This is a genomic window from Mucilaginibacter sp. 22184, assembly GCF_052045695.1.
Taxonomy (GTDB): Bacteria; Bacteroidota; Bacteroidia; order Sphingobacteriales; family Sphingobacteriaceae; genus Mucilaginibacter.
The window spans coordinates 173,097-199,696 of the sequence record NZ_JBQEPI010000004.1; the positions used below are offsets into that span (position 1 = coordinate 173,097).

Annotated in this window: 23 protein-coding genes; 4 read left to right on the top strand and 19 right to left on the bottom strand. The window is 44.6% G+C overall.

What is annotated here, in order from left to right:
• Positions 1 to 225: 225 nt before the first annotated feature.
• The 4 genes from rhaT to ACTJKG_RS10640 all read left to right on the top strand — a co-directional run bounded on the left by rhaT (position 226) and on the right by ACTJKG_RS10640 (position 6,424).
• Positions 226 to 1,305, top strand: a complete 1,080-nt coding sequence (rhaT, locus tag ACTJKG_RS10625; protein ID WP_440739182.1) for an L-rhamnose/proton symporter RhaT — start codon at positions 226 to 228, stop codon at positions 1,303 to 1,305.
• A 110-nt stretch (positions 1,306 to 1,415) separates the two neighbouring features.
• A complete protein-coding gene (locus tag ACTJKG_RS10630; RefSeq protein ID WP_440739183.1) occupies positions 1,416 to 3,536 on the top strand; it encodes a bifunctional aldolase/short-chain dehydrogenase in 2,121 nt (706 codons plus the stop codon).
• Positions 3,537 to 3,777: 241 nt separating this feature from the next.
• Positions 3,778 to 5,052 carry a sugar isomerase gene (locus tag ACTJKG_RS10635; RefSeq protein WP_440739184.1) on the top strand — a complete coding sequence of 425 codons (1,275 nt, stop codon included), beginning with the start codon at positions 3,778 to 3,780 and terminating at the stop codon, positions 5,050 to 5,052.
• A 1-nt stretch (position 5,053) separates the two neighbouring features.
• On the top strand, positions 5,054 to 6,424 hold the full coding sequence (locus ACTJKG_RS10640) for an FGGY-family carbohydrate kinase (RefSeq protein WP_440739185.1): 1,371 nt from the start codon (positions 5,054 to 5,056) through the stop codon (positions 6,422 to 6,424).
• A 119-nt stretch (positions 6,425 to 6,543) separates the two neighbouring features.
• Here the strand turns inward: ACTJKG_RS10640 and ACTJKG_RS10645 are convergent, their stop codons facing one another.
• From ACTJKG_RS10645 to ACTJKG_RS10735, 19 genes are all read right to left on the bottom strand, one after another.
• Positions 6,544 to 7,404, bottom strand: a complete 861-nt coding sequence (locus ACTJKG_RS10645) for an alpha/beta fold hydrolase (RefSeq protein WP_440739186.1) — start codon at positions 7,402 to 7,404, stop codon at positions 6,544 to 6,546.
• A 106-nt stretch (positions 7,405 to 7,510) separates the two neighbouring features.
• Entirely contained in the window at positions 7,511 to 8,362 is an 852-nt protein-coding gene (locus tag ACTJKG_RS10650; protein ID WP_440739187.1) for a ThuA domain-containing protein, read from the bottom strand.
• A gap of 490 nt (positions 8,363 to 8,852) precedes the next feature.
• A complete protein-coding gene (locus tag ACTJKG_RS10655) occupies positions 8,853 to 10,817 on the bottom strand; it encodes a hypothetical protein (RefSeq protein ID WP_440739188.1) in 1,965 nt (654 codons plus the stop codon).
• Positions 10,818 to 10,829: 12 nt separating this feature from the next.
• A complete protein-coding gene (locus tag ACTJKG_RS10660; protein ID WP_172334627.1) occupies positions 10,830 to 12,665 on the bottom strand; it encodes a family 16 glycoside hydrolase in 1,836 nt (611 codons plus the stop codon).
• 680 nt (positions 12,666 to 13,345) lie between these two features.
• The gene (locus tag ACTJKG_RS10665; protein WP_172334628.1) at positions 13,346 to 14,146 is read right to left on the bottom strand and encodes a M12 family metallopeptidase; all 801 of its coding nucleotides are present in this window, start codon (positions 14,144 to 14,146) and stop codon (positions 13,346 to 13,348) included.
• Positions 14,147 to 14,845: 699 nt separating this feature from the next.
• Positions 14,846 to 15,025: a hypothetical protein gene (locus ACTJKG_RS10670; RefSeq protein WP_172334629.1), complete on the bottom strand. Its 180-nt coding sequence runs from the start codon at positions 15,023 to 15,025 to the stop codon at positions 14,846 to 14,848.
• Positions 15,026 to 15,304: 279 nt separating this feature from the next.
• Positions 15,305 to 15,811, bottom strand: coding sequence for a hypothetical protein (locus ACTJKG_RS10675; RefSeq protein WP_172334630.1), 507 nt, complete (start codon positions 15,809 to 15,811; stop codon positions 15,305 to 15,307).
• 159 nt (positions 15,812 to 15,970) lie between these two features.
• Entirely contained in the window at positions 15,971 to 17,128 is a 1,158-nt protein-coding gene (locus tag ACTJKG_RS10680; protein ID WP_440739189.1) for a glycoside hydrolase family 88/105 protein, read from the bottom strand.
• 53 nt (positions 17,129 to 17,181) lie between these two features.
• Positions 17,182 to 17,652: a RidA family protein gene (locus ACTJKG_RS10685; protein WP_253952200.1), complete on the bottom strand. Its 471-nt coding sequence runs from the start codon at positions 17,650 to 17,652 to the stop codon at positions 17,182 to 17,184.
• 93 nt (positions 17,653 to 17,745) lie between these two features.
• A complete protein-coding gene (locus ACTJKG_RS10690; protein ID WP_172334632.1) occupies positions 17,746 to 18,309 on the bottom strand; it encodes a Crp/Fnr family transcriptional regulator in 564 nt (187 codons plus the stop codon).
• A 14-nt stretch (positions 18,310 to 18,323) separates the two neighbouring features.
• Complete coding sequence (gene rpiA / locus ACTJKG_RS10695) at positions 18,324 to 19,016, bottom strand: ribose 5-phosphate isomerase A (RefSeq protein WP_440739190.1); 693 nt, start codon at positions 19,014 to 19,016, stop codon at positions 18,324 to 18,326.
• Positions 19,017 to 19,045: 29 nt separating this feature from the next.
• A complete protein-coding gene (locus tag ACTJKG_RS10700; RefSeq protein WP_172334634.1) occupies positions 19,046 to 19,468 on the bottom strand; it encodes a nuclear transport factor 2 family protein in 423 nt (140 codons plus the stop codon).
• The gene (locus tag ACTJKG_RS10705) at positions 19,465 to 19,851 is read right to left on the bottom strand and encodes a DUF302 domain-containing protein (protein WP_216650518.1); all 387 of its coding nucleotides are present in this window, start codon (positions 19,849 to 19,851) and stop codon (positions 19,465 to 19,467) included. Before ACTJKG_RS10705 ends, ACTJKG_RS10700 begins: the two co-directional genes overlap by 4 nt.
• A 132-nt stretch (positions 19,852 to 19,983) precedes the next feature.
• Entirely contained in the window at positions 19,984 to 20,523 is a 540-nt protein-coding gene (locus ACTJKG_RS10710) for a carboxymuconolactone decarboxylase family protein (RefSeq protein WP_172334635.1), read from the bottom strand.
• Positions 20,524 to 20,548: 25 nt separating this feature from the next.
• Positions 20,549 to 21,115 carry a DUF417 family protein gene (locus ACTJKG_RS10715; protein WP_172334636.1) on the bottom strand — a complete coding sequence of 189 codons (567 nt, stop codon included), beginning with the start codon at positions 21,113 to 21,115 and terminating at the stop codon, positions 20,549 to 20,551.
• A 62-nt stretch (positions 21,116 to 21,177) separates the two neighbouring features.
• A complete protein-coding gene (locus ACTJKG_RS10720; protein WP_172334637.1) occupies positions 21,178 to 22,038 on the bottom strand; it encodes a helix-turn-helix domain-containing protein in 861 nt (286 codons plus the stop codon).
• Between the two features lie 108 nt (positions 22,039 to 22,146).
• Complete coding sequence (locus ACTJKG_RS10725) at positions 22,147 to 23,361, bottom strand: DUF4998 domain-containing protein (protein WP_172334638.1); 1,215 nt, start codon at positions 23,359 to 23,361, stop codon at positions 22,147 to 22,149.
• A 23-nt stretch (positions 23,362 to 23,384) separates the two neighbouring features.
• Positions 23,385 to 24,629, bottom strand: coding sequence for a DUF4959 domain-containing protein (locus ACTJKG_RS10730; RefSeq protein WP_440739191.1), 1,245 nt, complete (start codon positions 24,627 to 24,629; stop codon positions 23,385 to 23,387).
• A gap of 50 nt (positions 24,630 to 24,679) precedes the next feature.
• A complete protein-coding gene (locus tag ACTJKG_RS10735) occupies positions 24,680 to 26,587 on the bottom strand; it encodes a RagB/SusD family nutrient uptake outer membrane protein (RefSeq protein ID WP_440739192.1) in 1,908 nt (635 codons plus the stop codon).
• Positions 26,588 to 26,600: the final 13 nt, after the last annotated feature.

The following is a 26,600-nucleotide window of genomic DNA, read 5'->3' on the forward strand; positions in this document are numbered from 1 at the left end:
GAATAGATGCTTCACTCCGTTCAGCATGACAAATGTTTTCTTTACCCTCTTTCCGCCGCAAGCGAAGAGAGGGTCGCCCAGCAAAAGCGCAGGCGGGGTGAGTCGATATTCATCCTTATACTCCCTCTCCTTTGGAGAGGGTTGGCTGAGGTTTCCATGACAGTACATGACAGTTTCGGCCTATTTATTCCCTAAATTAGCTTTACCAATATAACCTGATAGTGTATGCAAATAATCTTTGGAGTCTTTTTCCATTTTGTCGGTGGCTTTGCCTCGGGGAGCTTTTATATCCCTTATAAAAAAATTAAGGGCTGGGCCTGGGAAAGCTACTGGATAGTGGGCGGCATTTTTTCCTGGTTTATTGTACCGCCGCTGGCCGCATGGTTAACCATTCCGGGTTTTGCAGATATCATTAGCCATACCGAAGGTTCCGTTATCGGCTGGACATACCTCATGGGTTTACTCTGGGGAATTGGCGGACTCACCTATGGCCTTGGGGTGCGGTACCTGGGCGTATCGCTGGGTAGTACAATTATCCTGGGACTTTGCTCTGTTTTTGGGGCTTTGATACCATCGATTTATTATGATATTTTCCCAAAAGCAGGTAAGGATACTTTTAGCCTGATGCTGCATACCTCCTGGGGGCAAATGGTGCTGCTGGGTATTCTGCTATGCGTTGCTGGCATTGTGATATGCGGCAAAGCGGGTATGATGAAGGAAAAAGAATTATCGGCCAATGGGGCAATAGCACAAGAAAATAAAGACTATCGCTTTGGTCTGGGCATACTGGTGGCTATTGTATCGGGCGTACTAAGCGCTTGCTTTAATTTTGGTATAGAAGCCGGCAAAAGCATGGCCGATACCGCCAATCAACTGTGGCAAGCAGCTCATCCGGCGCAGGGTAATTTTCTGTTCCAGAACAACGTTACCTATATTATTATACTTTGGGGAGGCTTAACTACCAACTTTATATGGTGCATGATATTAAATGCCCGCAATAAAACTTTTGGTAATTACACCGATAAAAAAACGCCACTGCTTAAAAACTACCTGTTCGCGGCGCTGGCCGGCACCACCTGGTTTTTGCAGTTCTTTTTTTACGGCATGGGCGAAAGCAAAATGGGTAATGGCGCCAGCTCCTGGATACTGCACATGGCCTTCATTATCCTGATAGCCAATATGTGGGGACTTATACTAAAAGAATGGAAAGGCGTGAGTAAACCGGCATTTGCTACTGTGATAGCCGGCATTGTGGTCATTATACTATCGGTACTGGTAGTTGGCTATGGCAACTCAATTAAATAGCATGTCAATCAAAACTCAACAAAAACAATTCTTTAAATCAACAATTCAATATATCAGTGATCCAAAAAATTCACTAATTCACTAACTCAATAATTCAATAATTAAAACATATGTCTATCAGAACAACACCATTCAAACATGTAAGCTATCTGTGGGATGATGCCGAAGCCGCCAAACTGGAAGGTGATGAAGTTGCCCTGTTAATATACCGCTCAAACCTGTTAGGCGCCGATCTGCGCCTCACCAATTATGGCGGAGGCAATACCTCATGCAAGGTGTTGTCGAAAGACCCGCTCACCGGCAGCGAAGTTGAGGTCATGTGGATCAAAGGCTCTGGAGGCGACATCGGCACACTCAAAAAGAGCGGATTGGCAGCATTATATGTCGATCGCCTGCGCAGCCTCAAAAACGTTTACCGGGGTGTGGCCTATGAGGACGAAATGGTAGAACTTTTTAACCATTGCATATATGACCTGGCTTCTAAAGCGCCATCTATAGATACTCCCCTGCATGGTTTTTTACCCTTTAAACATATCGACCACCTACACCCCGATGCGGCCATCGCTATCGCCGCGGCTAAGGATGGTAAAAAAATAACCCAGGAGCTGTTTGACGGCACCATTGGCTGGGTGGAGTGGAAAAAACCAGGTTTTGAGCTTGGCCTGCAACTCAAACAATGTCTTGACGAAAATCCAGGCATCAGGGGTATTATGCTGGGTTCGCACGGATTGTTTACCTGGGGCGATACCGCTTTTGAAAGCTATGTAAACACCCTGGAAGTTATAGAACGCTGTGCCGAATACCTGGAAGAAAACTATGGTAAAAAAGCCCCCGTATTTGGCGGGCAAAAGATTCAAAGTCTCGACGAAGTTAGACGTAAAAAACAAGCAGCTGAAATTGCTCCTATCCTTCGGGGTTTTTGCTCGAGCGAAAAACACATGATAGGTCATTTTACCGATGATGCCCGTGTGCTGGAATTTATCAATTCCAATGATCTTGATCGTTTGGCGCCTTTAGGAACCAGTTGCCCGGATCACTTTTTGCGCACCAAGATCAGTCCGCTGGTATTGGATCTGCAACCTAACGAGGACTTGAGCAATGTAAAAGCATTACAGGAACGTCTTGCACCGGCGTTTGCCGCTTATCGCCAGATGTATACCGACTATTACAATACCTGCAAACATGATAACAGTCCGGCCATCAGGGATGCTAACCCGGTGATCATCCTGTACCCGGGCGTTGGTCTATTCTCGTTCTCTAAAGACAAACAAACCGCACGCGTTGCAGCTGAGTTTTATACCAATGCCATCAACGTGATGAAGGGCGCCGAAGCTATATCTGAGTATACCTCATTGCCCCGTCAGGAGGCTTTTGACATTGAGTACTGGTTGCTGGAAGAAGCCAAATTACAGCGGATGCCAAAACCCAAGGCTTTGTCTGGTAAAATTGCCCTGATCACGGGCAGCGCCGGTGGCATAGGCAAAGCCATCGCCAAAAAATTTGTGGATGAGGGTGCTGTAGTGATCCTCAATGACATGAATACAGAACGGCTTGAAGCTGCCGCCGAAGAGTTTAAAAAACAATACGGTAAAGACTCCTACACTACCGCTGTACTGAATGTGACCAAAGCCGAACAGATCAACGCCGCCTTAGAAACCGCGGCCCTGGCTTTCGGTGGAGTTGATATTGTGGTGAATAACGCAGGTTTGTCCATATCTAAATCCATTGCCGACCATACCGAGCAAGATTGGGATCTATTGTATGATGTACTGGTAAAAGGCCAGTTTTTTATAACCCAGGCCGCAGTTGCCGTGATGCAAAAACAAGATATTGGCGGTGATGTTATCAATATAGTAAGCAAAAATGCCCTGGTAAGCGGACCTAATAACGCGGGCTATGGCTCGGCTAAGGCCGCACAATTGCATCTGAGCAGATTGAATGCTGCCGAGCTGGGCGCTGATGGCATCCGGGTAAACGTAGTAAACCCCGACGCGGTGATCAGCGACAGTAATATATGGGCCGGCGGATGGGCCGAAGGCAGGGCCAAAGCTTATGGCATTACTGTGGAAGAGTTACCCGCATATTATGCCAAACGTACACTGCTAAACCAGATTATATTACCTGCCGATATTGCCGATGCCTGCTTCGCCTTTACCGGTGGCCTGCTCAGCAAATCAACAGGCAATGTTTTGAATGTAGATGGCGGCGTAGCCATGGCTTTTGTAAGGTAATTTTTGGAGCAAGGATTTGAAGATAAAGGATTTAGGGACAAAAAAAGCACATTAGAACCCACCGTGTCATTGCGAGCGAAGCGTGGCAATAAGCCCCCTCTAAATCTCCCCCGAAAGGGGAGACTTTTAGAAAGTATTTCAAAGCCCTCCCTTCCGGGGAGGGTTGGGTGGGGCTCATTACTTCGTCCTTCCTCCTCGCAATGACATGGTTTTAGTAATATATCATCATAAACCAATAACCATGCAATTAGAGAAGAGCATTATTGACGAAGCTAACCACAAACAACAAGCTGCGCACCAGCGTAAGTTTGATTTTGTGGCCGCCGATATAAAGGGACTGGATATCATCCTCCAAAAACTGACCGATTTTCAGGTGGCTATACCCAGTTGGGCATTAGGTACGGGGGGTACGCGCTTCGGTCGTTTCTCGGGCGGTGGCGAACCGCGCAGCCTGGAAGAAAAGATAGAGGATGTGGGTTTGATCCATGCCTTAAACAAAAGCAGCAACTCCATTTCCCTGCATATTCCCTGGGATATTCCTGATAATGCCGCTTCCATCAAAGCATTAGCCGCCCAGCATAGTTTACATTTCGACGCGGTAAACTCTAATACCTTTCAGGATCAGCCATCACAGCAGCATAGCTATAAACACGGCTCCTTGCACCATGTAGATAAAGCGGTGCGCAAACAGGCCGTTGGGCACAATATTGAGGTGATCAATTATGGCGTCGAACTGAATTCTAAGGCACTGTCTCTCTGGCTATCCGACGGATCAAACTTCCCGGGTCAACTCAACATGCGCGGCGCCTTTGAACGTACATTAGAGAGCCTTCAGGAAATTTATGCCGCACTGCCCGCCGACTGGAAGATTTGGATAGAATACAAGCCCTATGAGCCTAATTTTTACTCTACCACCATTGGTGATTGGGGGCAATCTTATTTACTGGCCTCCAAATTGGGCAACAAGGCGCAGACCCTGGTTGATCTGGGTCACCACTTACAAGGAGCCAATATCGAACAAATAGTTTCCCTTTTACTGATGGAAGACAAACTGGCCGGTTTCCATTTTAATGATTCCAAGTATGGCGATGATGACCTTACCGTGGGTAGCATTAATCCTTACCAATTGTTCCTGATATTTAATGAACTGGTAGAAGGTATGGACGCCCGCGGCATGAACCATGCTACCGGTATTGGCTGGATGATAGATGCATCCCACAACATCAAAGACCCTGTGGAGGACCTATTGCAGTCCGTAGAAGCCATCAAAATAGCCTATACGCAGGCATTGTTAGTTGATCAGCAGGCATTGAAGCATGCCCAGCTACAAAATGATGTAGTATTGGCGCAGGAAATTTTACAGCATGCTTACCGTACTGATGTACGTCCGCTACTTGCCGAATCGCGCTTGAGGACTGGTGGAGCGCTACAACCTTTGGAGCTATACCGCCAACAAGCGGTACGCCAGCAATTGATCAATGAACGGGGCGCATTAGCCGTATCTACAGGTTTATAATATGGCACCGATACCTGTTATAGCCATTTTTGACGTGGGTAAAACCAACAAAAAGCTGTTCCTTTTTGACGAGAACTATAAAATAGTTTTTGAAAGAACAGCCCGCTTTATCGAAACCCATGATGAGGATGGCGATGTTTGCGAAAACCTGGATAGTTTGCGTTTATCTGTATTCGACTCGCTGCGTGAGATCATATTTAAGCACAAAGAGCTTGATATTAAAGCGATCAATTTTTCAACCTATGGGGCCAGCTTGGTATATGTTGATGAAGATGGAAGGCCACTTACCCCCTTGTATAATTATCTGAAACCTTATCCACCAGAACTGAGCAAACAGTTTTATGATGCGTATGGCGACGAAGCCGCATTTGCCCGCGAAACAGCTTCTCCGGTATTAGGCAACCTTAACTCCGGCCTGCAGCTTTACCGTTTAAAATATCAACAGCCCCATATATTTGAAAAGGTAAAATATGCACTGCATCTGCCGCAATATATGAGCTCGCTGCTTACCGGTCAAATGGTAAGCGACCTCACCAGTATTGGATGCCATACAGCTCTTTGGGATTTTGGCAAAAACAACTATCATGACTGGCTAAGTAAAGAAGGCATCTTACCCAAAATGGCACCGCTTAAACCTGCAGATGATGTGCTGCCCGCCATATTTCCGGGAAATAGCTATAGCATAGGTATTGGCTTACATGATAGTTCGGCAGCGCTCATCCCCTATCTGGTGAGTTTTAATATGCCTTTTGTGCTCATATCAACCGGCACCTGGTCTATCAGCCTAAACCCCTTTAACCAAATGCCGCTTACCGAAGATGAATTGAAACACGACTGTCTTAACTATCTGCAATACAAAGGCAGCCCGGTTAAGGCATCGCGATTATTTAGTGGTTATGATTATGAGCAGCAGGTAAAACGTATAGCCGCACATTTTAACCAGGATGTGATCAAGTACCGTAACATGAATTTTGAGCCGGGCGTTGTTGCACAGCTACAAACTCAAAAAGTATTAAAGGGCAAATTCAATGAGGGCGAATTACAAAGGTCAGTTTTTGAACATCGCGACCTGCATGATTTTAAAACAGATACCGAAGCTTACCATCAACTAATGATGGATATTGTACAACAGCAAGTAACCTCAACCGGCTTTGTATTGCAGGGTTGTAAAGTGCAAAGAATATTTGTAGATGGTGGCTTCAGTAAAAATGCCGTATTTATGCATCTGCTGGCTTTTGCTTTCCCACACCTGGAAGTGTACGCGGCCTCCATGGCACAGGCTACCGCTGTAGGTACAGCATTAGCCATTCACCAGGCCTGGAATACCAAACCATTGCCTCATGACCTTATTGAGTTGAAATATTACTCGTGACAAAGTGAAACGCACCCCATTTAAAAAAATGCGGATGTCATGCTGAACCTGTCGAAGTATGGTGGACAAAGACCTCTCCACGCGAGTCTTCGACAGGCTCAGACTGACAGCCCTGCCCTTTATTGATTATTTCTCACCAATTCCAAAACATCCGCTATCAGCCTGGGATCTTTAATGATTCTTTCGTGCGTGGCATCGGGATATTCTTTCGACGTAATCATCGGATGTCTATTCAAAAGCTCCTGTGTGTAAGGAAAAGGCGCCATTTTATCATCTCGGTCATAGGCAAGCCATTGCTTTTGAGCGATATCCACGTTATATATATCGGCAAGATTAAAATACGTTGTAGGCACATCAAATATTTCATTAAAATTTTCAAAAAACCTGTCCTGGGCCGTCTTGGGAACATCGGCGCTGTTCATGGTAGCTATAAAATTTTCCCTTAAATTCACCATAGGTGTTACACTGATCAGTAACGAAGGTTTGATGCCGGTTTGCTGAATAGCTATGGTATTGGCCATCACCCCTAAGGAATGCCCTATCATGATATCCGGCGCACCATAAGTACTGATGACGGCTTTCACCGCCTCTGCAAATAACAGCAGGTTGGATAATTCACCTTCGGAGCTGCCATTACCCGGGGCATCAAAGGCGATGATATGCAGGTCATCAATGGCTCTGAGTGCGGTGATCAGATCGATAAAATCGGCGCCTTTGGAGCTCCAGCCATGTGTCAATAATACCTTATGGCTACCATTGCCCCATATATAACCATTAAATTTTAATACGGACTGACTAAAATGCGGGTCGTCAACTTCCAATGTAAATGGTGAAGCTTCATTTAGTAACTGCTGTTGCGGTAATCTCAACGGAAATTTTGGCGAGTAGCAGATCAGTTGCCAAATCAATGGAGTTATATCTTCGTTATCAACGTGTTGTAATTCCTTTACCCGGGTAAAAATTTCTTTTATTTTCTTCATAGGTGCAGATTGGTAGCCTCAAAGGTATAAACCGACTGCAAAAAACTCGCTCTTTATCGGGCGACTTTCTAAAAAAATGACATCATTACGAAGAATTAAAGAACTTCTATTTCCTACCGCTTCCCAGCCACAGCAGGGTATTCAGGATCAGTTTGTTCTGGATGTCGTTATCAAAGGTTTGCGATTGCTCTTTGTTTGTTCCGCCATCATAATCAATAGCATTATGCCCCATATTAAAGTAAACCATGCGGTAGTTTTTATTTGTCCATACCACCGGGTAGTAACCACTGTGCCATATTTCGTATGGTTTTGGCCCTGTACCCAGCGGGAAACTGGTAGAATCGATAGACAGCAATATCTTGATATCCGGGTTGGTGCGCAGATCCTTTTCCCAGCGGTACCACTCATTTGGCGATGCTTTGAAGGTGACGGGTAAGCCTTTGGTAACCGGGTGCTTGTTATCCTCCACCCTTAAAATAGCTGAGGTGGGATGCCAGGTATTGCTTTTGTACTGCCCCGATCCCAGGAACTCGTTGTGATACCAATCCCAGTTTTGAGGATAATCAGACGGCGTAAGCGCGAAGGCCGAAAAGTGAAAACCCATCCAGCCGCCACCATTTTTCATATATTGCTCAAAAGCAGCCCTTTGTGCAGGATCATCGGCACGGGTATCTAAAAATATAACTACCTGATATTTGGCCAGAAACTCTGGGTTCATATTACTCCAGTTATTAGTGGAATCATAGGCAAAATTGTACTTTTTGGCCATGGCCGGAAACCACCGGTTGGCCTCATGCATAAAGCTGATATGTGCCTTATCATTACGCCCTGTATAAAAGGCGATTACCTTGAATTTCGGTTTTGCACCCTGTGCGTGGGCGCTATATAAACTAAAACATAGAGCACAGATGGCAATAGCCAGCACTGCAATTTTCCGGATACCTGTACGGCTGATCATAGTTTAAAATGTGGTTTTGGTTAGAGCCATAAAACTAATTTATTTTTATAAACCCTGCACATCAAAACCGGGCATGAGAGGTGATGTAGGGGTGGTGCGAGAATCAAGAAGTTAGCGTCAAGAGATAAGACATTAACAATTGCCGTGGCTATCCGGCCCAAAAGCTTTTTAAACCTTAAATTTTAACACTTTTCTGCTCAAAAACAGGGTAAAAACGGCCGGAAAATGATTGAAAAACATCGATTTTAACACTTTTTAACAAATTTTAAGTCGGTTTTAGCCTGTTTTTGAAACTTTAAAAAGTGTTATTTTATTGACTATCAAATAACTTCATAAAAATAAGCCCATTTTCGGGCTATTTTCTCCTTTAACTAAACAGCCCGGTTCTCCTTTTTAATCAGGAAAACCGGGCTGTTTTTATATACAAATATACGCATTTAAGTCCGAAGTTTTAAGCCTTAAAGTGCCGGTTAAGGGGCTAAAATTTAATTTATTTAGCCAGCGATTTGATCCACAGAGCAATCTTACGCGCTTCTTCTTTGGGTACTTGTGGCATGGGCGGCATTGGTGTCGAATAATCAGGCCAGTGCTCGGGTTTGGGGCTATGGATCAGCTGTATCAGTTCGGTTACACTATATTTCCGTTTCGCCACATCTACGTATGCCGGGCCAACCTGTCTTTTGGTGGTATTATGACAAGATAGACAGGTATTTTTCAACAAAAGAGGCTGCACTTCGGCATAGGTAGGAATAGCATTTACCAACGCACCGGGTTTTAACGCCGTAGCCTTTTTAGTGCCCATCCCTTTTTTAACGGCAGCCGAAGCCACTGCTTTGGCCGAGTTTACCGTACTTACTTCGGTCATGGAAAGTTTTTGCCCTTCGGGGATATTATTCAAGGTGTAATAGGCTGTGGGATGCACCAGGTTAAAATAACTTTCCTTATCCCTGATGGCGGCAAGCGTAATGGTATGGATATAATACCTGCGTAAATTATTAACGATCAACCTTGCTTTTAAGCCATCCTCAGATACTTTAACCCCTGCTATGGGGCATTTTTCGGTATTCACCGGCGGACTACCATATACGCCGTGATATTTATAAATAAAACTTTCTATGGAGTAGGATGCAATATCTGCCGCCACCTTTTTATCAACCGGTTTGGTAAATTCTATTTCAAAACCATCGGGCATGGCCCTGATGGCGCGCATTTCAAACGGAACCCGGTTATTCCATACCAAACGCTGCAGGCCCATGGTTGCCTCCCCTGCCGATCCCCAGCCACGGTTGGTTTCGCCGGTAGCCAATGAGCCGTCGGACAGCCAGGCCAACCTTACGATGCCCGATTGAAAACCGCTTCTGAAAGCCCATGCCGCGCCCTGGTATTCGCCGTTAACTTTTTCCAGGAAGATCCGGTCGATCATGCTTTGTCCCTGATCGCAGATCAGTAGCTGCCCAGCAAACGGGCCAAATGCACCTTCGGGGATCTTCACAATTTCTGAATTGGAAATACCTAAGATGCCATGAGGTAACCAAACCGCAGGCAGCTGTAATTCCGGAAATTCTTTTTTAGCCTCAAACTCGGTCTTAAACTTTTCATTAACTATATCCTGTGGTTTTACCGGCTGTCCGTTTTTATCAAACTCTACCCGCGGGTTGTTTTTGGCAAAAAACTGCTCGGGCGTAAGCTTTAGCGGCGAGTTAGGCAAGCCTGTCCAAACCAGGCTTGAAGGGTGCCCCATGAAAGCCCCTTTTTTGATGGGCATAATACTGCCCGATCCAACCCAATCGCCCTGGTTATCGGCATACCACAATTCGCCATCAATCATACTGATACCGCAGGGCGAACGAAATCCTGCTGCCCATGGAGTAACCGTACCATCCTCTTTAATATTCAGGGCCCAACCGCGCCATGGTACAAAACTTTTAGGATGCCACCAATCGGGCGGAAAACCCAGGTTCAGGGTCACAAAAAATGAACCATCCGGCGCAATTTTAGGCCCGAAACTATATTCATGATAGTTGCCCGATAAAGGCCAGGCATAAATAGTTTCAAAAACATAGGCTTTGCCATCCATATTGGTATCCACCAGTTTGGTCAATTCACCGCGCTGAACAACGTATAAAGCGCCATCTTTCCAGGCGGCGCCCAAAACCTCATGTAAACCCGAAGCAAACTTGCGAAAGAAAGGATGCTGCCCGGTAGGATTTTCGACCATAAAAATATCCCCGCGACGGGTGGTTACCGCCAAGGTACCATTTGGCAAGGTACACAAACCGCCAACCTCTAATATGGTACCTTCGGGCGCAGGCACTTTCATGATCTTAAAAAAATCATCTTCTTTAGGCGATTCGGCCTGGGCAAAGGTATTTCTGATATCGCCTACCAACGCGATAATGACCAGCGTACATAAAAACGCGCCTCTTTTTATCATTTGTTTTAAAGTATTATCCATGATCAAGGCAGCTTAAAAAATGATAGAATAGGTTAACTTTTTTTGAATAGGGATGATGAGCTCCTGCTTCCCGTCTGCATCCCGAACAAGTGCTTTGGCCCCGCCAGCGTCATCAATACGGATGTAGTAAGATTTATCGTCAATAGCGTATAACCCGTTTCCAAGCGTTTCGACATTGCCTGTAGCCAGGTGGTAAAACAGGCCATCTACGGCATTGGCAAGCGTTATTTCCCGGTGGATGCCTTGTCCCTTATCCATCAAAGTACTGGCATCGTTTACCGGCACACCATAAATTAGGTATTTAAAGGCAGGCACATCATCGGCATTTAATACATAGCCTTTAGGTTTATAACCGGTGCCCGCGGTATCCAAAACCCAGGCGGCATTGGCATCATGGAGCTTTTCGATAGCGGGTACAGGCTTACCCAAATATTGAACAGAACCGGCCGGGCGGGATGAGCCGTCGCCCCTGTCGTGCCACATCGGTGTAGCATCCAGAAAGCCACCTCGCCAGATAGCTACTATCATCCCCTTGTCCAGATCATAAGTATAATTCAGCAATGCGGTACTGCCTACATTGACGCCATGCGTAACCCTGATGCCTCCCGGCAGATCTGAGAAACTGCGAACTATAGGACTGGAAGCAGCGTTGATCAAGATCGGATCAACCGGGTCATTGTTACTTACGTTGGCATCGCTTAGCAGATGCTCCCGCACGCCGGGGCCTGCTACGGTAAGTCCCAGGGCAGGTTTAGCCCAATCTATAGTTTTTGAATAGAACAATTCAAACGGATGATCGCCGGCTGGCAATTGTATTTTACCTTGCCCCGCGTTTTCGGTCAATGTCACAACATCTGTACCGTTAATACGAAATTTCCCCTTACCTCCCGGCACACTCAGCTTAAAAGCATACTCACCTGTTTCCTTAACCTGGATATTGCCGGTATACCGCATTAAAAAATCGTTATTCAGTTTACTCTGATTTGATGACAGCACAGGCGACGCTCCTTCCGACTCTGGCTTTAGCTTGTTATATGCATCCCCGGCCATATCACCGCCTTTATAAACCCGATATTTCAGGTTTGAAAGCGTTGGCTGCGGCTTATCATAACTAATTATCCTGATATTGCGGAAAGCCACCGCACCATGATCACCCTGTAAACGCAGCGGACCAGTTGCTGTTTCCACCTTATCAAAAGCACCCCGGGTTGGCCCGCTAAGCTCTACATTGTCCTGGATCAAAACACCATTTAACCAAATATAAAGCACTTTGGCATTGGCGATCTTTTGCCCCTTACCATCAAAGCGCGGTGCCTGGAACGAAATTTTTATATGCTGCCACAAACCCGGCGCACGACTGGCATTTTGCCTTGGCGCATGGCCATCATAACCTTGCTGTCCATCTGGTTTGCTATCATCCCAACGCTCATAAATACCACCGTTATCGCCCGATTTAGGATTTACCGTTCCCCAGCTATCCAAAAGCTGAATTTCATAACGCCCCTGCAAATAGATGCCCGAGTTTGATCCTCTGGCCATCATATAATCAAGCTCCAGATCGGCGTCGCCGTAAACAGTTTTGGTAAACAGGTCTTTTGCGCCTTTTTTGCCGGGCAGGTTTACCAAAATTCCGGTACCCTCTTTAAGGGTTAAAACTTCATCCTGCGCGATATCGGCCTGTACGCCGCCCGCTATTTTCCAGTTTGATGAAGGGTTATCGAAAAAAGAAAGGTCATGAAAAGATACCGCGTTTTGCGCCCTCACCTGCTGGTAACCCAACAGACAAAAACACGCTATCCAAAACTTTTTCCGGCCGGATAGTTTAGGAAATTGATTAAAACAATCCATCGATTTTTAATATAATATGGTTTATTGGTTATCGGGTATACTATAATACCTGATTTACACTGGCAATGCCAAGATAATTATTTTTAACAATCGATTGCGAGAAATTAAAAAATAGTTTTTTTTAATTCTCTAAGTTGCTGAATATTGAATAGGCGAAATGATTGATTTCTTTATTATACAGCGGCCGGAGACCGGGTAATAACTGTCACTCGGCTGGAGCCCTTAAGTGTTGGGAAGACATAAATTTATACCAAACATTGTCATTTCGATGAGCAGAAGCTGAGGTCTGGGCACGAGGGTGAAGAGAAATTTTATACGATTTGCTTATCTCGACGTATAAGATTTCTCCTCGTACCTCGTTCGAAATGACAACTTTTTCTTCTTCCCAACACTTGAGGGCCGGAGCCGCGCGACGGCGAGGAATAGTACCCATTACCCGGTAATAAGTTAAAAACCCTGCCAGTCTGAGCCTGTTGAAGACCCGCGCGCAGAGGCCTGCTCACCATGACAGCTTTTTTCTGCATGACACATAAACCCCTCCCTGCTTTTGCGCACATGTCAGCCGCGCCCCTCCCGTGGGGAGGGAATCGCACCCAGGGCAGTGCTTTTAAAAAGAAAACCCGCTATCCAGCATCAGAGACTCGGAATAGCGGGGTAAAAGGTCGGTTATTTCAAAAAGACTATCTGCCGGGGTAATACTTTTTCATATAGGCTGCATCGGTAGCCGTAATGGTGGTATTATTGGCAGCTATGGCTACATTGTTTGTTGTAAACCGGGCCGGAACGGGGTAGTGCATAATGGATGATTTGTCATAGGTGAGCAGGTTACTTCCGGTTCTTGGGCCAACCCATAGTACATTAAAATCTATCTGGTCTTTAGTCCAGAAGTTGGGGGCGCCCTCATAGTAAGCGTATACCGCGTCTTTGTTCCATGGGATGTTAGCATCAGGGTGTGCCTGTTCATGCTGTAAACCCAGCACGTGACCAAATTCATGGGTGGTGGTTCTCCTGAATTCCTCGTCGGAAGTATTGTTGTCAAACCAGCCAAAGTTAACCGATTGACTCTGACCACGGCCATCTATCCCCACGTAGGCCCAGGAGCCCCCGTCGCCATTGTGTTTAAAGCCTACAGTAAGATCTGCAGCGGCATTATCGGCCACAAACTGAAAGGTTACATTGGCGCTGCTTTCCCAGCTTTTGGCATATTGCTGCACTTTTCCGCGTACAAATGAGGTTCCCTCGCCGCTAATAAAGCGTACCTTGATGGTGCGGCCGTTGGTCCATAATTTGTTGTTGGGTCCCCAGCTTTCGGTTACCGGGCCGCCTGTTATGGTTTTCATTTGGCAGCTAAAATCCGCGAAAAGCGTTTCTTTTGCCGCAGCGTCTTTTTGCGGTACATTTTCTTCGTTGTTGTTGTTTTTTTTGCAACCCGTGGCAGCCAGCAGCGCCAGGGAGATGAGCAGGAGATTGGTTGTTTTCATCGGTAATAGTTAATTATGATTTATTATTTAAGATATTTCACATATTCATAAGATAAGGTTTATAAGAAAATTTGTGTATTGATCAACGGATCATCAATTTTCTGAGGAAAATTGTGCACTACATGATCCATGGATGTATAAATTACCAGGCTGTAATTTTTAATATTACCAATAATCGGTATATAATCGGGGTTATAAATGCCAAATTAATAAAATAATTATATGTTTTTATATTATTTAAAAAAATATACAATTATTTTATAAGAAAGCACAAACAATAGATATTGTATATGGTGAAGGTTTTGGAAGTCTATAAAATTAAAGATGTTATACTGAGATAGATCGAAGTATGGCGGGCAGGCCTGTGCAATCTACCCTTCGACGGGGCGCTCTGGGTGACACCCGTCTCTCTTAATTAAAAGAAAAAACAGCTATAAAAAAACAACAGCCGCTGCATTGCTGCAGGCGGCCGTCTCTAAGTTATTATCCCTAATTTATAACTTATTATCTTTATCCTGCTATTGCAGGTTCATGAACTTATTAATAACGTTTACCATCAATGAACTGTAGTGTAGTAGATTTAAGTAGTAATGTTTCTTCATAAATATCTTTAGCTTTTGTATGGTCAAAGATATATAGCCCGTTTAAAAACAACAGTAGTGATACTACGGTTTTACTATGCGGGTTTTACGCAAATTGCTACGTGTGCCTGCGAGCTATACCTTTTACCCCGGCAGCACCGGCAGGCCCAACCGCCCCAGTTAAGCCCTTATCGCCGGTATCACCTTTAGGCCCTGCAGCACCGTCCTTGCTGCAAGAGATCGTGAACAGCATAATGGCTGTTGTTAATATTAGTAATGCGTAATTAATTTTCTTCATATTCATAAATCTCAAAATCTGAAAAAGCAGCGCTCGAAAAATTGTCGTTAGTATTCCAGCAATATTTTCTTTTGCAATAATCCTCAAATCAAACAGGCCGGACAATCGCAGAAAACCATGATTTTTTGAAATGGATCATGAGATATAAAAAATGCAGAATAGCTGTCGCCGAAAAGGGCCGACCGGGAGTAAAAAGCAAAAAAGAGACAAATGCCTCCCTTTTGCTCCCGTCCTGGTAAAGCGGAATGGTATCATATTTTGAATAATATTTACACCGGATTAGTCTAAGGTATGGACTTTGGAGTTTTTAAAAAGATTGATCCACCCACTTTTACCGATCATGTAAGTAGTGAGTTTATTTTCATCGTTTTCTGCAGATGGATAGATATCAAATATGAGATTATTCATTCCGAATAAATTCTTTTTACGGGGTACTATCTTGCATTTATTTAGAGTTATCTCGTTGTCTTTGTAACTATCGTATAAACCTAATATGTATTTGTAAAAATCGGCTTCCTCTTTCAACGACGAAAAATTAATTATCGGTTCAAACGTAATTCCGGTTGTTTTCATGGTTGCGTAAGAAAGGTATTCGATCTCCTCCGCCTCTATGGAGTAAAGTCCAAAATCCATTATTAATCCGGTACTTTTAGAGCCGATTAATTTAGGTGTCTTCTTTCCTTTTTCTATTTTAGCTTCTTCTTTGGTTTTGCCAACCTTAAATTGTGAGTAGCCAGCAATGGGCAGGAGCAAGGCAATACTCAACAGTGATAATAGTTTGTTCATTTTTTTATGTTTTTGATTTGCAGGTAACCACAAAAGTAACTCATAAACAATGAATTACATATACCAGTTTCTGGGTATTTATTGATAGCGAATGATCTAATATCGAACGCCGGATGCCCAATATCGACTAATGAACAATCATTAGATGCGCAAAAATGCTCAATTTTTTGCAGCGGCCGGATGGCTGCCCAAATACTGATATAGCTGGGTTCCAGTAAGCAGGAAAGCGCCTACACCATACACCTCGGTACTATCCTCCGTAACCGCATCGGGGCTGGCGCCTATACGTTGTACATACCCCAGCATCCCATCTGCATGAACCGAAGTGACCAATGCCGCCCAGGCTTTTTTTACTACGGGCCAGTAGGTTTTGTTATCCAGCATACCATGGTTAAGCCCCCAGAGCAAGGCATAGCAATAAAAACCAGTACCGCTTGTTTCTTTAACCGGGTAGCTTTCCGGATCGAGCAATGAGGCATGCCAGCTGCCATCCGGTTGTTGCAATGAAGCTATTTTAGAAGCCATATCGCGGTATAGTTTTTCAAATTTCTTTTTATCGGGATTATTGGCGGGCATATTTTCCATCACCCTTACCAGGCCTGCCAATACCCAGCCATTGCCCCTTGCCCAAAAGATTTTCTTGCCGTTCTTTTCTTTTTTATCCAGGTAGCTGCCATCCCTAAAATACAGGTGTTCGGCAGGGTCATACAGGTAATCGGTTGTTTTCCACCAGAGTTTTGCGGCTGTATTGAGGTATTGATGATTGCCGGTAGCTGTACTCAAATAACTCAAAGCAGTGGGTCCCATAAACAAGGCATCGCACCAGGCCCATTCCCTGGAGGCTATATGGTTCTTCCACTCCAGCGACTCATCATGCGGCTTATTCACAATGCTATCGGCCAGCAAAATAAAGGGCGCAATCATTTTTTTATCCTTGTATTTGGTATATAGCAAAGAATAGGTTTGGCCTATGCAATAATCATCGGCCATAAAACGATCGCGCCCGGTATTCCAACCCAGATCGTTGGCGATGTTCACCAGGGTGGTTAAATATTTTTCGTTGTTTTTGATATATCCCAGCGCATAAATACCGGTATAACAGGCGGCATTTGTCCAATCAACCTTAGCATGTTTAAAACCATTGATGTTCCAGTCGTTAATTTGCCAGTCGGCAACCCGGTGCATCATATTGAGGACATAGGCTTTTTGCAGCAGGGAATCAGGTTTAACCATTGAATCTGCGGCATAGGCTTTTATGCCCACGATGAGCAATAACAATAACGAACAAATACGTTTGAATTTTAGCGGGAAGATCATTTTGCGTGTTTTTAGGTTAGGCTTTAAAGATAAAATATTTTACCTAAAATTGATTACTTCACCACTGTAGCTTCCAGCTCAACTTTTAGTGTTTCAAAAAGGCTTTTCACTTCCAACAAAGTAAGCGATTGTTTGATGCCATGTTTGGCTACCCAATCCTGGAAAATCTGGAAGTGCGGCCAAAGTTCCGCTGTAGAGGTTGTATAGATATTTAGCCTCACAATACCTTCAGGCTTGTATCCGGCCTCGGTTATCACGTGCTCCAAATTTTGCAGGGCTTTTATTAATTGGGTTTTCATATCCTCATTACTGGATATTCCGTCGGCACTGATGGCCGTTTGCCCAGAAATGTACAGGGTACTTTCTACGTGTTTTACTTCAACAGCCTGTACATAGCTGCGTTTATCCTGCCATTGCCAGGGATTAATGATCCTTTTTTCCATCTTATTGTTTTTGGGGGTTTGCGCCCATGCGGGCATTGTAGTTATCAATAGTAATGCTAAAATTTTCGCTGTTTTTTTCATGCTCATCGTTTAAAATTCACATGGCAAAACTGCTGATAACACCCGGAATGAGCTGTTGACAAACCTCACGATTATCATGTGAGGAATGTCACACTAAGAAGATAGGCGGCTCAGGGTTTCGCGCGAAACACCCAGGTAGGCAGCCAGCAGGCTTTTGGGTACCCGCTGAATAAGGGAGGGAGATTGTTTAAGCAGCTGTTCGTAACGCTCTCTGGAGCTTAAGGTTAGCCAGGAAATGATGCGCCGTTGTGATGCGATAAAACCAAAATTGGCTTTCTCCAGGAAAAAACGCACCATTTCAGGGAGATCGTCACAAAGTTTTTTGTACCCATCGAGCGAAAGGCAGAGTACTTCGGTATCTTCCAGGCATTCTAAAGACAGGGTTGCTTTGGTTTGCGTATAAAAGGCGTAGAAATCGCTCTCCCACCAGTCTTCCATGGCAAAAGAAACGATGTGTTCCTTCGCTGCTTCATCAGTATACACCAGTTTTAAAAGTCCGGAGAGCACAAAATAATGATACTTTACCGCTTCGCCTTCCTGTATCAGAAATTGATGTTTTTTATACTTTTTAACTGTAAAATGCGACCATACGAAGGTGAACTCCTCATCCGTGAGCGATATTATTTTTTCTATATGTTTCCGTAATATCTCCTGCATGTATTAAGAGGCGGCTATCGTTCGGGCGTAATAATGCATATCCCACTTTCTCCTGCTATAATAGCTTGGGTTGCCATACCATAAAATAGGGAATGCTCTACCACGCCCGGGATCATTTTTAAATCGATGTTGAGTTGTTGCCACTTCGGCGCATGGGTAAAGCGGATATCGGCCAGCAGGTTACCGTTATCAGAAATAACGGCGCCATCTTTCTGATCGCCTGTGCGTAACTTGATCTCAGCGTCGGGATAAGCGGCCGACCGGAGCCGGGCCAGCACAATCTGTAAAGCCTGGGGCAATATCTCAATCACCAGTGGATAGGTCGTATTCAATTGCGGTACAAATTTGGCATCATCGCCCATCAAAATAAATTCCGAAGCCATGGAGGCCAGTATCTTTTCGGTGGTATGGATACCGCCGCCACTTTTCAGGGCATTTAGTTGTTTGTCGAACTGGTCGCAGCCATCAAAATAAATATCCAGGTGATTTACCATGGCCGGTGTTTTTATCGTCAAGTTTTTTTCCTGCAGATAAACGTTTGTTTTAAATGAGGAAGAAACCAATACCAGGGAAGTGGCCAACTCCGGATTACTGCTGATCATATCAACCAGGTGAAATACCGTTGTACCGGCTCCGAGGCCAATGGTTTGTCCTGCTTTAATCCATTCAAATGCGGCTTTGGCAGCCTCCTGTTTGTAATCGGCCATAACGTTTTACTTTATCGCCGCAAGATAGCTCATATCCCCTCAATAAAAAAAGCATTGATGCCGGCTACATCTGAAAGATAGGTGGCCATGCTGGTTATTTTACCACCAGCTACCTCAAACACTATGGCTACCTGTTCATCCAATAACAGATCGCCGCGACTGGCCGTGTTGTGTAAAGACAAGGTGAAACCATTCAACCCTATAAGGATATGTTTCAAGTCGAACTTAACACCGAAATATTTGAGGCCCTGTGCCCGTTTGATAATGGCCTCTGCCCCATTTGCCGGGCCGGATAGCAAACTGGTACCAGGCAAGGTCCAGCCTGCATCATCTGCCAGTATGGAATGCATGGTTTCCCAGTCGTTGCTTTTTAATGCGTTGATAAAAGTTTGAGCAATGCTCAGTTTTTCGGCATCGGTTGGTTGGATATTGTTGGATTCTGAAGTTTTCATGATAGTATTTTTATTATTAAGGGATCGAGATTTAAAGGAGCGGATACGGTTGCTGATAAAGCGTACCTGTTTTTGATATAAGATGCATCGTTATAAGCCACATGCACGGTTTGTTCTTCATCCTGCCAGGTTACAATCTTTAGCGGCAGATCAAGCGCGGCTAATGGATTTTCGATCATCACCGGTCCGCCGGCTTTGGGGTTACCAAATAACAGAAACTCCAAAGGCGGGATAACCCGCCCCGCTTTTTGCAATTCCTGCTGCTGGTCTATCCGGGCGTAAACGGTTACCTGATGCTGTTCCAAAGCAGCCTGCAAACGGTTGATGGTTTCTTTTACAGAATACGGACTTTTGCGGATGGTAACACCTGTAGGATTAGTCATGATAATATTTTTAAATGGTACAACGCTGTAAAAGCAGGTGGCAACGGCTTGCTTTATAAAACTCCGCCTGGTATAGCCGTTGGGACTTCCCAAGCCGTTGCGCTGCTCCTCAAACATCACACACTGAAAAAATTAGTTTAATGGATCGGCCAACGGAAAATCAACAGGGATATCCGTTAAGGCAAATACATAATTGGTAAATATGCGTACGGTAACTAAACCTATCAGTTCCATTACAGCGGCTTCGTTATAACCAGCAGCGAAAAAGTTTTCCAACACCTGCGGATCGGCATGGCCTTTATTGATGGTTATGGATTGGGCCAATTGCAATAAAGCATTCAGCTTTTCGTCGTTGGTTTTACCCCTTCTGATATCCAGGGTTTCTTCCTTAGTAAATCCATTTTTTATAGCGGCCAAAGTATGCCCTGCCAAACAGTAGGCACAGCCGTTTATTTCGGATACGATGAGCGCGATGGCCTCCCTTTCTTTGGCGCGAAGTACGCCATGGCTCAATTCGGCATCAAAGTCCACAAAACCTTTTAATGCGTGCTCTGAATAACCCATGGTAGCATACAGGTTGGGCATACGGCCTATACGTTTCTGAAACTGATCAAATATAACTTGTGAGCCTTCGCTTACCTGGTCTCTGGTGGGCACTGGTATTGTTTTCATGATATTAAATTTACAGGTTGAATTATTATTTAGATTTTTGACGAAGATAAACTCTTGCCGATTCGCTCATGGTGATGATGGCGCCACCCAGGATAACCAGATCTTTAAGCACCAGACGGCCACGACCAGAAAGATACGGAAATCCCCACTGCTCATCGGTAAGGTGTGGCACCCAGCTCTCGGGCGTGGTTATCAAAAAGGAAAGCGTGCCCAGCGTAAGTATGGCAATAAGCAGGCTGGCTACCATGCTGGGCAGCGGCGCTACTTTATATAAGGCTACCAATACCGCCAGTGTTACCAGGAAAACACCCAAACCTTTTGAAAAACCATAGGTGTTATTTTCGGTATTCCATTGATGATTAGCGATGATCAGTTCACCTTCCTTGTTTTGATGGTGTTTATATTCAGTTGGATGATTGTAGAAAAATGACATGAAGGGGCTGTTGGCCACAAAGGGTACGATCCCATCGGCTTCATAAGTAAAAAACTTGAGGCCGCCTATCCAAAGAAATACGACTATGATGCCAAAACGGATAACCTTTTTACCGAATTGGTCGAGGTTGGCAATGTTGTTGATGATGGAAGTTTTCATGATGTGATTTTGTTTAGTCAAAACTACATCAGTTAACCATCCTGCAACATGGACGAATGTGGCTATTGCTTGGACAAATCTGCCACTATGGAGATGCCGGTTTTATCGCGGAAGGTTTGGGGCGAAACTTTGGTCACTTTTTTAAAAACACGACTAAAATAAAACTCGTCCTGAAATTTTAAATTATAGGCAATTTCCTTGATGCTTTGCCGGGTAAGATGGAGTTGTTTTTTAGCTTCGAGGATCAAGCGCTCCTGTATCAGTTGCGAGGGTGTTTTTTTGAAATATCGCATACACCGCTTGCTGAAAGTATTGGGCGACATGGCCAGCAATTGCGCGTAATCATTAGGCTTATGCAGCGTCAGAAAATGCTGATTCAACAGGCGGCTGAATTGCTCCATCTGCTCATCCTTTTCTTTACGGTCCTGATGATTGTCGATCAGTTTTATTTTAATGGAGCTTGACTTGGCCAGGAACAGCTGCAGGTAAGCCCTGAGTACGATCTCGGAAGGCGAATCCTGCCCAAATTCCTTATCCACTTCGGTTAACAATTGCTCGAATACACGGGCATCATCAAGGTTTAGCTTAACACAAGGCTGTATATAAACATTATTGAACAGCAGGCCGTTACAAGCCACTTCTTCGCGATGGTATTCGATACAATAAAAATCGCCGTGAAACTGCAGCATGGTTAGCGGCGCCAGCTTTTGATGTTTAAGGTAAATAACCTGCAGCGGGGTTGCAAACAGCAGTATAGGACCGGCATAGTTAAAAGAGCCAAAATCGGCATGGTAAACACCCTCACCTTCGGGGATAAAAAGGATGGTGTATTCCGAAAACTGAGCCGGAGAGCTCAACAGATCGGTATCCGCGTTTTTTAGTCCGATCAGGTACTCGCCCGATCTTGAAAATACTTCTTGCATTAATTTATGTTACGCCAAAAGTAGCTATTGAGCGGCTCTTTTGGTGCATCTGCACCAATAAAAAAGGGAGCAATTAATAACAACTGCTCCCCTTTTTAAGATTACTGACTATTTCAATTGTTTAGTGACCGATATTTCAATAGCGTGGAAATAATTGGTTCCACCCCATGTTTCCAGGATCTTGAACCTGATGTACCTTACCTCTGGACCATTTGCTGGGAAGTTGAACGGTTCGCCGGCGGCAGCAAATGCTTTATCCTCATCTGAATTTTGCCCGCGAGGTAGGCCCGAAGGTTTATAGGAAGTAAAGCTGGCCAATTGGGTCCAGCCGTTAAAGCTGCCAGATGGGTCGGGCGTGCTGTTGGTTCCCCATATTTCAAAGCGTTTAGCATTTCCTACATCATACAAGGCCGACATCCTTTGCCATAGCTTTAACTGTGTGAGGGTTGCCGATTGCCCCAGATCAATAGTGAACCAGATCGGGAAGTCGGTACCCGGCGTGTGGAAGCCCGGCTCATTGGTGCTGTTATCCCACAAGAATGGAAGCACCCACCCATAGGCCGTGCCTACATCTGTTGGTAAATAAACAGCCTTAAATAGGCTCTTATCCATTTCAATAGTCCCGATAATCGTCGGGAATTTATCATAGCTCAGGGCATTAAATGTATCTACAGCATCTTTTACCGGTTTATATGACGACCGGTATGTTACATCTGTGCCATACTTATAATCAGACAGGGTTATGGAGTTGCTATCGGCCACAAAGGAGCGTTCCGTCGTGGTTCCTAATTTATTGGTATATCTTACCGTGGTAGCCACATTTCCCGTATCGGCCTTGTTAAAGTTGAGGGTAACAGAACCATCACTATGCGTAACATAGGGGTTGGCGGCATTATACGCCCTGTTTAAAAGTGTCGACTGGTATGTGGGGCCATATACCCTTACATTATTGATGTCCTGACCGATGGATGGGTTATTATCCTTATCATACGCGATAATATGAAAGCTATATACATACTCCTGCAAGTTAGGTATATTCACTACAACGGAATCGCCCGGGTTATGACTGGTAGCGTTAAGCAGCAGGGAATCAAGACCATTATTCCACTTAACCACATACCTCCTGATACTCGGATCGGGACTTGGGTGCCAGACCAGCACGGCACGCAGGTTACCGGAATGATAATTCAATCCGGCGGCTAATCCGGGATAGGTTACCTCATGATTATCTAAAAACGACTTATAATCCGTATCATATTTTTTGCAACCTGTAATGGCCAAACACATGAACAAGAAAACAGTAACGTTGAATGCTATTTTCATTTCTTTAAGTTTTAATTAACGATTTACTGTACAGGTGCGCCAAACAGGGTGATCTCTTTGGCATTCACATAATCAAGTCCGGCCCAGGTTTGTGTACACTGGAAACGTATGTATTTTACAGCCGGCATCTGGCTTACATTAGGCATATTAAAGCTAAAGCCGTTTGCACCTGCTGTAGCTTTATCGGCATCGGTAGCCTGGTTTGGTGGTGCGCCCGATGGTGGCAATGGTACCACAAAGTTGCCCAGGTTTACCCAATCGCCCATGACGGTACCTACAGCGGTAACGGTAGCCGGCCACGATGGATAATCGCCCGGATTATCTTTTGTTGAACCCCAAATAGTAAACTGGCGACTATTTTGATAACCCCATATATCGGGCAACCTGTTGTATAGTACCACACGGCTTATTTTGGCCAGCGGGCCTATACCAAAACTGCATATTTTTAAAGGAGCACTGGTGGTGTGCCATCCCGGATCGCCAAGATTGTTATCAAAAAGGTATTTAAGTTCCCAGCCGTAACCTATCGGGCTGTCGGTGCCTAAATGAAACGTAAAGAATTTACTTTTGTCTAATTGTGTTTCAAACAATGGGGTAAGTTCTTTGGTAACCGTATCCGATACGTTGCCAAACCTGTCGGTTGTAAAAACGGCGAATTTGGTATTCTTTACCGAAAAGCCCCGAACCGATATATTCACCGTATCATTACTCAGGTATTGCGGGTCTTGCTCATCATATACCTTAGTGCCTTCATTGTATGATAAAATGTGTATGGCTACCGGTGTTTTATTAGGGTTAAGACCATAAAAGTTGGCCCCGCCAAAATCAGGGGTAATCGCCAGGTTATCATTTATGAGCAGATAATTAGGTATCTTGGGATTAACCTTAACCGTTATCGGGTCTGACATGATATTGGCACGGCTTACCGCGTTCAGCGTTACCGTATACTCTTTAGCTTTGGCAAAACCATCAACCATTACCGTATCGGTATAATAGCTGGCTTTGGTTTGCCTTACCACTTTATCATTGATGTTATACGTTGCAAGAACATATAACAGGTTCTTTGAATCGGGCAGGGTGTAGGTTATGCGGGCCGAGCCATTCAGATTCTCTACTTTTACATTAGTAACCACACCCGGCTTGGTTTTGTCGTTAGATACGATCTCGATATTTGACTGCCCCTTTTTACAGGCGATCAAAAGCACCACGAGCAGTACCGCTACATAAAGTATCGATACTATGGATCTGCCGTTATTAATCTTTTTCATAATTTATATTTTATATTAATTATTTATCAATAATGCCTTAGTCTCAACTACTACCAGTAGGGGTTTTGGGTAAGGTTTTCGTTTACCACCAGGTCTGTTGAGCTGATAGGCCATAAATAATCACGTAAGCCAAAAAGCGGCGTGATCACGTTGGTTGGGCGATAATAATTTGCCGATGTAGCCTGATTAATATTCCAGCCTTGCACGGGGCGGCTTAGTACGTCCTGTAATTCTTTCCACCGACGCAGATCCCAACCTATCTGACCTTCAAAAGCCAACTCTATCCTTCGTTCCTGGTGTATGATCTGGCGCAGACCATCTTTTGAACCCGGCTTGGATGGATTCTTCGAGAAACTGTTCCATGAATCCACCACGCCTTTTAGGCCTGCCCGCGCACGCACCTGATCAATGTAGGAATACACTTCGGCTGTGGGGCCTTGTACTTCATTTAAAGCTTCGGCATATAATAGGTACAAACCTGATAAGCGAATAAGCGGCAGGTGAAAATCAACCGTGGTAAAAGATTGATCCATTACGGTTTGATAGTTACCTAATTTTTTGGGCCATATACCGGTTATATTGGTTGAGTTGAAGCTTTTTGGACCCGCCAAGCCAAAAATACCACGGGCCTGCACATAATAAGCTTTGCTTTGATCTGTAACCCCGTTACCAAACCAGATACCACCATCAAAACCTATCGAGGCGTAAAACCTTCTTTCGCGGTTAAAATTCTCGCGGGCGGTTTCATATCCCTGTTCTATATAATCTTTGTTAGCATCATCACCAACCTGGGGTATAAAACGATTGGTATAATCAAAATTCTTATCCTCAACCAGCGGTACGCCATTGTTGGTATAAAACAGCTCCGACTCGGCCAATGGTACAGCCCAGTTTGAGGGGTATGTATTGGCCATACCTACTGCCGCACTGGTTAATTTAGGGATAACATAACCCTGGTAACCAAAGGTGTAGTTGAGCGCCCATATCAGCTCCGGATTTTGCTCCCACTTATCCGTAATGGTAAGCTGCAGCGTTAATACCTTCTTCAGTTCGTCAGATACGTTGATATTACCGGTTGGTGGTAAAGTATACAATTTAAGGCCCTGCGCCTCGCATTCGGTTATGGCAGCCTTGCAGGCATCTGCCGCTTTTTGCCATTTAGATGCATCATACGAAGCAGAAAACAAGCTTTTACCTGCCTTATCCTTAAATCCCTGGTAATCTGGATTGCCATTAAACAGCGGACTTGCAGCTGTGGTTAAAACCTCGGCCTTTACGCTCATGGCTATAAACTTGGTGATACGTCCAAATTCCTGAGCCTGATTTTGAATATTTGGCGGCAGATCGGGTATGGCCTGATCTAACAGGGATACTACGTAAGCAAATGATTCATCAACCGATGCCCTTTTGCGCTTCAAAGTATCGGGTGGGGCATCAATAGGATAACTATCCTTAATCAGCACCATGGGACCATACATCCTGATGAGGTAATAGTGGTAATAAGCTTTCAGGAATTTCACTTCAGCTATCCAGCGTTTTTTTTCATCGGCCCCCAGGTCTATGGGCTTATCAATATTCTCCAGCATGATGTTACACCTCCTGATAGCCTGAAAAAGCGGAGCGCCGCCATTGCTGTTTCCCCAGTAATTTAATGAGGGGCTGCCGGTGTTTTGTGTCCCCCGGATGAGGTCGAAACCCCGCTGGTCAAAAAAGTTGGTCGTTAAATTGTTAGGATATACAATTTCGGCAGAAGTGGTAAAACCCGCGTTATAAATTACGTTTGAGGTTTGCTGCATAGTTGAATAACAGGCAAACAGATAATTTTCGGCTTCGTTACGGTTTCTGAAGGCATACTCCAATGTACCCACGTTACTGGGGGTAACATCCAGATATTTTTTGCAGGATACTCCTGTTGTACAAAGCGTTATTGCCAGTAATAATTTATAATATGATCTCATATCGTTCTCTTTT